The sequence below is a fragment of the Psychromonas sp. SA13A genome (assembly GCF_011378715.1).
Lineage (GTDB): Bacteria > Pseudomonadota > Gammaproteobacteria > Enterobacterales > Psychromonadaceae > Psychromonas.
The window spans coordinates 49,448-60,571 of record NZ_WTKU01000013.1; the positions used below are offsets into that span (position 1 = coordinate 49,448).

Sequence of the window (11,124 nt, forward strand, 5' to 3'; positions counted from 1 at the left end):
TAGCAGTAGCAGATTAAAGAACGCAATTCATATACGTTAATACTTACTTATCAATAATTGAGGGCTTTAATGTATTTTTGCTGATATTGGCATCCTGGTAGCGTTCTGAACGTTGCAACGTTTGAGTCGGCGTTTCTGCAAATAATTGTTTATATTGCGCATTAAAAGTACCAAGGTGAAAAAATCCAAAATTTAATGCAAGATCAGCGATTGTATTCTGCTGACCACTACCTAATAAAACGCGCCTTATTTCGTTGAGACGACATTCTCTTATATATTGTATGGGTGAGATACCTAAACCTTGTTCAAAACAATACTGTAATGCTCTCCTGCTGACATGAGCAATTTGGCATAATTCAGTGATTGTTAATGGGTAATGATTGGTCTGCTTAATATAGTTGGTGATCTCTGTAATCACTCTTTGTGTCGTTTGGTAGTGACCAAAATGTTGTTCATTTGTATATTCAGTTTGTGCCAGTAGGTCGGCAACTTTAGATGTGATCAATGGCTTTAACGTGGTTAAGCGAGACAGGTTGTGTTCATTGATAATGCTATTTTTACCACTTGGTGAGTTGTTATTATTGAGGAGTAAACTGATTAGCTTAGCGAGTTCATAACTTACGTAATGATTGGGTGCAGAAGCTTGCATTGTATTATCTCGGTTTTCCCATAATGCTTGGTCAGGACCAACCATTTCTTGGCTTATGCTGTCTTTATTCACAACTAAACCATAAATATGAAAGTCGGCAGGAGTAAGCAACTCAAACTCAACGCCCGATGGGCGTGTCATTATCTGACCTGCTTCTATTTGATAATTATTAATTTTTGGACGCTGCGTTTGCAACGAAAAACCTAACCATAAATTATCGTCTTTTACTGCACATTGTTGTAGTAATGTTTGATTGGTGAATTCTTCAAAAAAATGGATACCCGCTAACTTCAATTCATCTAAATAACCGCTAAAAGTCCCACTACTATGTTGGTTATAGCGCTGTTCCCATTGCACCAAGCTTTCGGCTTGTTGGTTCACATCAAAAGTAAATGATTTGCACCTATCTAGTGCAGAGGTAGTACTACCTTGGTGCTGCTCTAAAAATTTTAAATTTTCACTTTTCATCTCGATGCCTTAATTTGATGCAATGCAAATATAACTTTATGTTTTAAAAGTATTTTATTGTTTGCGCAATAGCGTCACTCAGTTGGAATGATCCTCGCTAATTATTACTTATCTAGTTTGCAATGTTTGCGCCGAATTTAATGTTTTGAGGTATTTACCATGTCCAATTATCGCTATCAGCTAGGTAGTCATGTTTATCGATTTGATAATCTTGCTGATTTGATGGCTAAAGCATCACCAATGAGATCAGGTGACCAATTGGCTGGTGTTGCTGCGCTGTCGTCAGAGCAACGTGCTGTCGCACAAATGTTATTAGCAGAATTACCCTTAAAAACCTTTCTCGAAGAAACACTGATTCCTTATGAAAAAGATGAAATAACGCGCCTTATTATTGACGATCATGATGCCGCAGCATTTTCAGAAATTTCACATTTAACCGTGGGCGATTTTCGCAATTGGTTATTACAAGAAACAACGACTGAAGTTGATTTCAAACGTATACGCGCAGGTATTACACCTGAAATGGTGGCAGCGGTCAGTAAAATAATGCGTAACCAAGACCTTATTTTAGTCGCTAAAAAATGCAATATTATTACTCAATTCCGTAACACTATTGGCTTACCTGGACATTTATCTACACGCTTACAACCAAACCATCCAACAGACGATGTGAATGGTATTGCGGCGACTATTTTTGATGGTTTGATGTATGGCAGTGGCGATGCTGTCTTAGGGATTAACCCGGCCACTGATAGCGTTTCACAAGCAGTGAAATTAATGAAGTTAATGGATGACGTTATTCAGCATTATGAAATACCAACACAGTCTTGTGTATTAACGCATGTTACTAACACCATCGAAGCAATAGAACTTGGCGCGCCTGTGGATCTGGTTTTTCAGTCTATTGGTGGTACTGAAGCAACCAATCAAGGTTTTGGTGTAAATCTCAACGTATTAAATGAAGCACATCAAGCCGCATTAGAATTAAAACGCGGAACTGTCGGCAATAACGTGATGTATTTTGAAACGGGTCAAGGTAGCGCGCTTTCTGCTAACGGCCATCACGGAGTGGATCAACAAACCTGTGAGACACGTGCTTACGCAGTCGCACGTAAATTTAAACCTTTATTAGTGAATACTGTGGTTGGCTTTATAGGTCCTGAATACCTTTTTGATGGGAAGCAAATTATTCGAGCAGGTTTAGAAGATCATTTCTGTGGGAAGTTATTAGGTTTACCGATGGGGTGTGATATTTGTTATACCAACCACGCCTACGCCGATCAAAATGATATGGACAACTTACTAACGCTATTAGGGGTTGCAGAGTGTTCATTTATCATGGGCATTCCCGGCTCTGATGACATCATGCTTAACTATCAAACAACGTCTTTCCATGATGCACTTTATGCGCGTCAAGTATTAGGGCTGCGTCCTGCACCAGAGTTTGACCAATGGCTTAAAAAAATGCAATTGGCACCCGCTGATAACCTGACCCAATTAAGTAACACATTACCTGAACGCTTTGCTCATCCATTAAATATGATCAAGGAGCTTTTATGAGTGACATTAAACCCAACGACTCAAAAATAATACATAAAGACCCTTGGGAAAAGTTACGTCAGTTTACTGATGCTCGTATTGGATTAGGTCGCGTTGGTACAAGTCTTCCCACATCTGAATTACTGCGTTTTCAGCTTTCTCATGCGCAAGCTATTGATGCGGTTCATGTTCCACTTGATATCGATAAATTATGTGAACAATTTGCAGAATCTGAAGTATTAACGCCTTACTTACCAATACAGAAGTTACATAGCAAAGCACGTGACCGTATGGAATATCTACAACGTCCCGATTTAGGGCGTCAATTGGATGAAAAGTCTATTTCTTCTTTACAACCTACATCAGGTGAACGCTACGATTTAGTGTTTGTGCTTGCTGACGGTTTATCTTCTTATGCGATTAGCCACCATGCTAAAAACTTTGTTGAGCTTTTTATTCGTCGTCTCAATGAAGAGTCCAACAAAAAATTAAATATCGCTCCTATCTGTGTTGTTCAACAAGGCCGTGTTGCTGTGGGAGATGATGTTTGTGAAGCCTTGAATGCTAAACAGGTTGTACTTCTGATTGGTGAACGTCCGGGATTAAGTTCACCTGACAGTATGGGGATGTATTTAACATGGAATGCTAAACGCGGTATTGAAGATTCATTACGTAATTGCATTTCAAATATTCGCCCTGAAGGCTTGAAGTACCAAGCTGCGGTACATAAGGGGCATTATTTACTTACTGAGTCCCTTCGTCTTGAATTAACAGGTGTGAATTTAAAAGATCGTTCTGAAGATTCATTACTTGATAACACTGCGCAACAGCATTTCTGTTTGACCAGTGGTAACCACAATTTACTGTTTAATCATTAATTATCTAACCACAATAAAAAGGAAGTCTTATGTCTACTAATAAAGAGTATCTTGCTCAAAGACAATTAAAAAAGGGAGCTGCGGGTTGGATCTTACTTGCGGGCCTAGGTGTTTCATATGTTATTTCTGGTGATTTTGCCGGATGGAACTTTGGTATCGCACAAGCTGGGTGGGGTGGTTTTGTTATTGCTGCTGTTTTGATGGGCGTAATGTATTTAACCTTAGTTTTATCATTAGCAGAAATGTCCTCTGCGATTCCTGCCGCGGGTGGTGGTTATAGTTTTGCACGTCAAGCAATGGGACCTGTTGGTGGTTATCTTACTGGGTTGGCTGTATTAATTGAATATACACTTGCGCCTGCTGCGATTGTTATTTTTATTGGTTCTGCTGTGAATGAACTAATAGGTATGGACGGGCCCATTGTTTACGCTGTTTTTTATCTGATTTTTGTAGGTATCCATATTTTTGGTGCTGGCGAAGCCTTAAAAGTAATGATGGTGATCAGTGCATTAGCGGTGGTTGCTATTATTGCTACTGGCGTGGTTTTATTACCTGCTTTTAATACGGAAAATTTATTTGATGTGGCACCACTTGCCAATGGCAGTGAATTTTTACCGATGGGGTATTACGGTGTTTGGGCTGCTTTGCCTTTTGCAATGTGGTTATTCTTAGCTGTGGAAGGCGTACCGCTAGCTGCAGAAGAAGCAAAAGATCCTGCTAAAGATGTGCCTAAAGGAATTATTGCAGCTATGATTTTTTTATTAGGGACTGCGACATTAGTCGTCGTGCTGGTGGCAGGCGCTGCTGGTGCAAAAGCGACGGGCTCAAGTGCGGTACCGTTGGTAGATGCATTGAATATGACTGGGAATACTAACCTTGCAACCGTTGTTAACGTGTTAGGTTTAGCGGGCTTAGTTGCGTCGTTTTTCTCAATTATTTACGGTTATAGCCGCTTGGTATTTGCATTATCTCGTGCCGGCTATTTACCACAAAAATTATCATTAACTAGTAAACGTAAAGTGCCCGTTCGCTCATTAATTTTCCCTGGTATTTTAGGCTTCCTATTATCATTAACTGGTGAAGGTGACTTGATGTTATCAATGGCTGTCGTAGGGGCAACGGTATCGTATGCCATGATGTCGGGCAGTCATATATTATTGCGCATTAAACAACCTAATTTAAATCGTCCTTATAAAACTCCAGGTGGTGTAGTGACTTCAGGTATTTCATTTGTATTGTCTTTACTCGCATTAACCGGAGTTTATGCCTACGACGTAAGAGCCTTTTATTTTACATTGGCATTGTTTGCTGTGGGCATGTTGTATTACGTATTAATTGGCCGTAATAATTTAGTGGCGAATTCTGCAGAAGAGGAGTTTGCTTTATTATCTCAGGCTGAAGGAGAGCTGGCTGTCAGTTAGTACTTTTCCATTCATCATAAAACTTAAAGCTTGCATTATTGAGTGAGCTTTAAGTTTTGCATATCTTCCCTTTCACTATTCTTTTCTCTCTTTCTTATTGGATTTTTTAATTGATAGTCAGCTTGTAAAAAAATATTCATTGGTGGCGGTTATATTATTGCTAGACTGTTGTAATGGCTTGTTTTCCTACAAAGCATGTATCGCGTAACTTTATCTACAATATTAAAATAAACACAATCTAATTTTCTCATTGCTTGATAATTTTTCTGGGTATAACCTGTATATGTAATGCATGTCATGGTTCACCTTGGATTTTAATCTTGGAGAAACACTATGGATAATAATTCTATTCCCCCGCGTTTAATTGAAGGCACTGTTGTTGGTCGAACTGATTGGACAGAAAAACTTTTCAGTTTAAAAATACAGGCTTCAATGATGCCTTTTAAAGCAGGGCAATTCACTAAGCTAGCACTGCCGACACCTGAAGGAGAGTGGCAGCGCAGAGCCTATTCAATGATCAATGCACCTAATGAAAAAATACTAGAGTTTTTGTTAGTGACGGTACCTGAAGGAGACTTATCGCCTCGACTAGATATTTTACAACCGGGAGATAAGCTCTATGTTGGTGAAGATCCCGCGGGATTTATGACATTGGATGAGATCCCTGAAACCGCTCGTGATTTGTGGTTGTTATCTACTGGCACTGCCATTGGTCCTTTCCTATCGATACTTGCCGATCCGGCTTCTCAACAACAATTTGAGCGAGTGGTATTAGTACATGCAGTTCGTAAAGAAGAAGAGTTAATTTATCGCGAACGAATAGCGGAAATACAACAACGCTTTGGTGATCGCTTTCATTATATTCCAGTCGTTTCACGTGAAAAAGTATCCTACGCTCTGAGTGGCAGGATCCCTCAATTATTATCATCTGGTACTTTATCTGAATTTTCAGGCGTTGAATTGGATCCCATTAATAGTTTCTTTTTACTCTGTGGCAACCCTGAAATGGTTCATGACAGCCGCGATACATTGCAAGAAATGGGTTATAAAAAGCATTTGCGTCGTGAAGTAGGACAGTTCAGTTCTGAAAATTATTGGTAATCGTTAATAAATAAGTGCTAATAAATAATTATTTTATTACTAATAGATGATTGAGCTTGTAACAAATAAAGACTATTTTCTACAAGCTCTTCAATGCTAAATTGTGTTGATCATTATATGTAAAGCCGAATAACCTAAAGCCTCTTCCGTATAATAAGCATTGTAACTTTATTTCAAATTAAGTCGTTTAGCTAAGCGATGGAGGTTACCTGTGTCTAACTTAAGCTGCTTTGCTGTTGAGGCCCAGTTATTAGCATTTTCTTGGTATGCCTGTTTAATGATAGTCGCTTGAAAGTCATTGGTTGCTTCGCGTAATCCTTGATCATCTGTAGTGCAAAATAGTTTACTATTTTCAGCTGATGTTGTATTTGTTAATGATTGATCCTGTGTGAGCAGATGCTCTGCATTGAGTTGAAAGTGGCTTGCTTTTAATTGTAGGTATGAATCTGCCGCATGTGATTTTGCAATCACCGCCGCACGATTGATGGCATGCTCTAACTCCCGCACATTACCTGGCCACGAATACTGTTGTAAAATATTGATAGCAGCGGGATCAATGGTCAAACGTTTAAAGCCTAATTTGGCACGGCATCGTTCAGCAAAGAATCCTGATAATAATACGACATCATTATCTCGCTCTCTCAGTGGAGGAACATGTACAGGGAATACATTCAAACGATGGTAAAGGTCAGCACGAAAACGTCCTGCTTTAACTTCCTCATGAAGTGTACGATTAGTTGCTGCTACAATTCGTGTATTAACTTTTAAACTTTTTTCATCGCCAACACGTTGTATATCGCCGTATTGTAAAGCACGAAGCAGCTTTGCTTGTAACGATAGCGGCAACTCCCCAACTTCGTCTAGAAAAAGGGTGCTGTTATTGGCAAGTTCAAATTTACCTTTACGATCACTTATTGCCCCAGTAAACGCGCCCTTTACATGTCCAAATAACTCACTTTCTGCGACTGACTCTGGCAATGCTGCACAGTTTAAATAGATTAGGTTATTATCGCAACGCGTTGACTGTTGATGGATGGAAGAGGCAACTAACTCTTTACCGACACCTGTTTCGCCAGTGATCAAAACTGACAGTTCAGTATCAGCTACTGCTTTAATTTGTGATTTAAGATCTAAAATCCCCTGTGATTGACCAATCATGCCGCTTGCCTGTTGCGTAAATGCGTCAAGTGGGTCGCTATTACTGAATACGCCTGCTTGGTTTTCTAACTTCTCCACTAACAGTGAAGTATGCAAGCTTGCTGCGGCTAGAGCACTGATAATACGTAGGTCATCATTACTAAATTGATCAAATTGGTGAGGGTCGAAAGCATCGATTGTTAATGCACCAATTAAACTATCGTTAGCAAGTAATGGTAGCCCGATACAAGAATGAACATTTAACTCTCCATGATGATTTGGAATAAGCCCATCATAGGGGTCGGGTAATGTGCTGTCAGCAGGAAAGCGAACAACATCACCTGCTCTAGCAATTGCTTCTAATCTTGGATGTTCTTGAATATTAAAGCGTCGTCCCAACACTTCATCATATAGACCATTAATCGCTAGTGGGGAAAATTGTTGGTGCTGAAAAGCTAATAATGCTGAAGCATTACAATTAAATAGCTTACGGATAACTGACAGCAGACGATCAAATCTATCCTGACTAGAAACGCTGACCGTTAGATCAATCGCTAATTGTGTTAATGCCTGGTATTTATTACTCATGTTAAACCTAATATAAAGTGATTCACTATTGTCATTATGACACTTTATTGTTTAAATGACATTGTTTAAATGGTGTCATAATGACAATTTAAAATAATAAGTGTTATTAAATCAGTGTCTTATGTTTTGGCATGTAATCTGCAATATAGGAGATAACTTTTTAAATCTTTTATAAATTATGCAGGTATAAATATGACTATTCACATTAAAAATAACATTCATTGGGTTGGACAGCGTGATTGGGAAGTAGAAAACTTCCATGGTATGGAGTTTAAATTAACAAAAGGTACCAGCTATAACAGTTATTTGATCCGTGAACAAAAAAATGTATTGATTGATACGGTTGATCATCGTTTTAGCTTACAGTTTGTGCAAAATCTAGAGATGGAAATTGATCTAAATGAGATTGATTTTATTGTTATTAATCATGCGGAAGAAGATCACTCAGGTGCATTACCCGCGCTAATGGCAAAAATTCCTAATACCCCTATTTACTGTACAGAAAATGCAATTGATTCAATTACAGGTCAGCATCATCATCCTGAATGGAATTTTAATATCGTAAAAACCGGTGACGCATTGGATATTGGTAACGGCAAACAATTGATATTTGTAGAAACGCCTATGTTGCACTGGCCAGATAGTATGATGACATACCTGACCGATGATGCAGTGCTGTTTAGTAATGATGCATTTGGTCAACATTATTGTGATGAGCATTTGTTTAATGACGAAGTTGATCAAAATGAATTAAAAGAACAATGTTTACGTTATTACGCAAATATTTTAACGCCTTTTAGTTCGCTCGTGACTGCTAAGATTAAAGAGGTACTTAGCTTCAACCTACCTGTTGATATGATTGCAACTGCTCATGGTGTTATTTGGCGCGATGACCCTACGCAAATTATCCATCAATACCTAGAGTGGGCAGATAATTATCAAGAAGACCGCATCACTATTTTTTACGACTCAATGTCTAACAATACACGCATGATGGCTGACGCCATGGCACAGGGGATTCATGACGTTGACCCAGGTGTTGCGGTTAAGGTATTCAATGTTTCACGCCAAGATAAAAACGAAATATTATCTAATGTATTCCGTTCTAAGGGCGTATTAGTGGGATCACCAAGCATGAACAACGTGATGATGCCGCAAATCGCTGCGATGTTAGAAGAGATAACAGGATTACGTTTTAAAGATAAAAAAGCCGCTGCATTTGGTAGTTATGGTTGGAATGGCGGTGCCGTTGACCGTATTAATATACGTTTAATGGATGCAGGTTTTGAAACTGCTGACAGCTTAAAAACAAAATGGCGACCTGATGGTAAAGCAATGAACGAATGTCGTGAATATGGCCGCGGCATTGCAAAAAGCTGGGCATTACATGATATCAGTAATATTCAGTCTATCACTGCTAACCAACCTATGACTATCAAACCTATTATTGCAGAGCCTATTGTAAAGGCTAATGTACAGGGCGATCCAGCACCTCAAGTAGCACCTTCTACAGCTCAAGCAGCACCTTCTAAAACTGAAGCCTTTCAAGTTGATGATGCTCAATATATGTTATGTACGGTTTGTAACTGGGTTTATGAACCTGCTATTGGTGAGCCAAATCAAGATGTTGCAGCTGGTACCGCTTGGAACGATGTGCCGGACTTCTTCCTTTGTCCTGAATGTGGATTAGGTAAAGATGTGTTTGTTGCGGTTGCATCGAGCAAAGCATCATGAGCGCGCCGATCATTATTATTGGTAGCGGCTTTGCCGCTTACCAGTTAATCAAAACCATTAGACGCACGGATCAAACAATCGCGATCTCTGTTTTTACCCTTGATGCAGGCGATGATTACAACAAACCAGATCTAAGCCATGTATTTACTAATAAACAGAGTAGCGTAGACCTTATCCGACTAACTGGAGAAGCCTTTACCACTGAATTTAATGTTGATTTACATGCATTTACTGAAGTTGAGCAGATCAATTGCGAACACCAAGAAATTTTGGTTGCAGGTGTCGCGTATCCTTATTCAAAACTTGTTTTAGCGACGGGAGCGCGGGCCTTTATTCCGACTATGTTAGGTGATGCAACGGACAAAGTGATCACGCTTAATAGTTTACGTGAGTTTGAAAGTGCACAACAACAGTTGCAGCAAGCTCAACGTGTTTTAGTTATTGGTGCAGGGTTGATTGGCACTGAGATTGCGATGGATCTATCGAGTAGCGGTAAAAAGGTGCTGGTGGTTGATCCTAGTAAAGGTTTGATGGCAAATATGCTACCAGACTTGGTCGCGAATCAACTTCGCAATAAAATGACTGACGCAGGTGTTGTGTTTGAATTGGGAAAAACCGTCCATTCATTGAATAACTGTTTATCAGACAAAAACGCATTAAATACAAGCGAAACAGGTATTTGTGTCACGCTTAGCTCAGGTGAAACACAGATTGTTGATTGTGTTATTTCTGCGGCAGGTTTAAAAGCAAATACAGGCTTAGCACGAAAATCAGGTATCAACGTCAACAATGGTTTAGTTGTTAATTTGCAGTTACAAACATCTGTCAACAATATTTATGCCTTGGGAGATTGTGCTGAGATAAATGGCAAGGTGATGTCGTACTTACAACCCATCATGTTAAGTGCGAATGCGTTAGCTAAAACATTATTGGGGCAAGCTACTGAGGTCACATTACCGGCGATGTTAGTTAAAGTAAAAACACCGAAAATGCCAATGCAGTTAGGTGGCAACATGGTAAACGGTGTCACTTCTTGGCAAGCGGATATCGATACCGAGGGGTGCTCAGTAAAGGCGTATAACGAAGACAAAAAAATGGTTGGATTTATCGTAACAGAAGGGCACATGAAAAAAGCTTTTCCATTACTAAGAGAATTACCTGCGGCACTTTGATCTTTATTCGATGGAAATCTAGGTTTAGGTTCGTTAGATCAAATCTGCCATATTATAAAATTAGGAGAATATTATGAGTCATTTACGAATTCCAACAAATTGGACAATTCAACGCTCCACCCCTTTTTTCACTGTTGATACTGTGCCAAAAGCATTATTAACTCATCATAATACGGCGGCAGATGTTTTCGGACAATTATGTGTCATGGAAGGCGTTGTCACTTATTTTGGTTTTGCAGATAGTGAAGCGACTGAGCCAGAAGTAACAGTGGTTATTGAAGCCGGGCAATTTGCTACGAGTCCTCCACAATATTGGCATAGAATAGAGTTAAGTGAAGATGCACAGTTCAATATTAATTTCTGGTCAGACCAAGATAAAACAGGACAAGCGCTATACAATAAAAAATAAAGAGCTATTTTTACTGATCGCTTATATC

9 protein-coding genes are annotated in these 11,124 nt (G+C 39.2%); 7 read left to right on the plus strand and 2 right to left on the minus strand.

What is annotated here, in order from left to right:
* Positions 1 to 43 precede the first annotated feature (43 nt).
* Positions 44 to 1,117, minus strand: a complete 1,074-nt coding sequence (locus tag GQR44_RS12440) for a helix-turn-helix domain-containing protein (protein WP_166372093.1) — start codon at positions 1,115 to 1,117, stop codon at positions 44 to 46.
* Positions 1,118 to 1,276: 159 nt separating this feature from the next.
* On the opposite strand from GQR44_RS12440, the gene GQR44_RS12445 reads away from it, so the two are divergent.
* The 4 genes from GQR44_RS12445 (at position 1,277) to GQR44_RS12460 (ending at position 6,056) form a co-directional block, all read left to right on the plus strand.
* On the plus strand, positions 1,277 to 2,677 hold the full coding sequence (locus tag GQR44_RS12445) for an ethanolamine ammonia-lyase subunit EutB (RefSeq protein WP_166372094.1): 1,401 nt from the start codon (positions 1,277 to 1,279) through the stop codon (positions 2,675 to 2,677).
* Positions 2,674 to 3,534, plus strand: coding sequence for an ethanolamine ammonia-lyase subunit EutC (gene eutC, locus GQR44_RS12450; RefSeq protein WP_166372095.1), 861 nt, complete (start codon positions 2,674 to 2,676; stop codon positions 3,532 to 3,534). The genes GQR44_RS12445 and eutC overlap by 4 nt, the downstream gene beginning before the upstream one ends.
* A 29-nt stretch (positions 3,535 to 3,563) precedes the next feature.
* Positions 3,564 to 4,955: an ethanolamine permease gene (eat, locus tag GQR44_RS12455; protein WP_166372096.1), complete on the plus strand. Its 1,392-nt coding sequence runs from the start codon at positions 3,564 to 3,566 to the stop codon at positions 4,953 to 4,955.
* Positions 4,956 to 5,288: 333 nt separating this feature from the next.
* The gene (locus GQR44_RS12460; protein ID WP_166372097.1) at positions 5,289 to 6,056 is read left to right on the plus strand and encodes a ferredoxin--NADP reductase; all 768 of its coding nucleotides are present in this window, start codon (positions 5,289 to 5,291) and stop codon (positions 6,054 to 6,056) included.
* Positions 6,057 to 6,224: 168 nt separating this feature from the next.
* Here GQR44_RS12460 and norR read toward each other — a convergent pair whose 3' ends face one another.
* The gene (gene norR / locus GQR44_RS12465; protein ID WP_166372098.1) at positions 6,225 to 7,781 is read right to left on the minus strand and encodes a nitric oxide reductase transcriptional regulator NorR; all 1,557 of its coding nucleotides are present in this window, start codon (positions 7,779 to 7,781) and stop codon (positions 6,225 to 6,227) included.
* A 192-nt stretch (positions 7,782 to 7,973) separates the two neighbouring features.
* Between norR and norV the strand changes: the two genes are divergently transcribed.
* The 3 genes from norV (at position 7,974) to GQR44_RS12480 (ending at position 11,096) form a co-directional block, all read left to right on the plus strand.
* Positions 7,974 to 9,515 (plus strand): anaerobic nitric oxide reductase flavorubredoxin, encoded by a 1,542-nt coding sequence (gene norV / locus GQR44_RS12470; protein WP_166372099.1) that lies wholly within the window; start codon positions 7,974 to 7,976, stop codon positions 9,513 to 9,515.
* Positions 9,512 to 10,687 (plus strand): NADH:flavorubredoxin reductase NorW, encoded by a 1,176-nt coding sequence (gene norW, locus GQR44_RS12475; RefSeq protein WP_166372100.1) that lies wholly within the window; start codon positions 9,512 to 9,514, stop codon positions 10,685 to 10,687. The genes norV and norW overlap by 4 nt, the downstream gene beginning before the upstream one ends.
* 73 nt (positions 10,688 to 10,760) lie before the next feature.
* Positions 10,761 to 11,096, plus strand: coding sequence for a DUF1971 domain-containing protein (locus tag GQR44_RS12480; RefSeq protein ID WP_028867844.1), 336 nt, complete (start codon positions 10,761 to 10,763; stop codon positions 11,094 to 11,096).
* Positions 11,097 to 11,124 lie beyond the last annotated feature (28 nt).

Bases quoted from the DNA above. Each gene is read 5' to 3' on its own strand.
- GQR44_RS12440 (WP_166372093.1), bottom strand. From the start codon at position 1,117: ATGAAAAGTGAAAATTTAAAATTTTTAGAGCAGCACCAAGGTAGTACT.
- GQR44_RS12445 (WP_166372094.1), top strand. From the start codon at position 1,277: ATGTCCAATTATCGCTATCAGCTAGGTAGTCATGTTTATCGATTTGAT.
- eutC (WP_166372095.1), top strand. From the start codon at position 2,674: ATGAGTGACATTAAACCCAACGACTCAAAAATAATACATAAAGACCCT.
- eat (WP_166372096.1), top strand. From the start codon at position 3,564: ATGTCTACTAATAAAGAGTATCTTGCTCAAAGACAATTAAAAAAGGGA.
- GQR44_RS12460 (WP_166372097.1), top strand. From the start codon at position 5,289: ATGGATAATAATTCTATTCCCCCGCGTTTAATTGAAGGCACTGTTGTT.
- norR (WP_166372098.1), bottom strand. From the start codon at position 7,781: ATGAGTAATAAATACCAGGCATTAACACAATTAGCGATTGATCTAACG.
- norV (WP_166372099.1), top strand. From the start codon at position 7,974: ATGACTATTCACATTAAAAATAACATTCATTGGGTTGGACAGCGTGAT.
- norW (WP_166372100.1), top strand. From the start codon at position 9,512: ATGAGCGCGCCGATCATTATTATTGGTAGCGGCTTTGCCGCTTACCAG.
- GQR44_RS12480 (WP_028867844.1), top strand. From the start codon at position 10,761: ATGAGTCATTTACGAATTCCAACAAATTGGACAATTCAACGCTCCACC.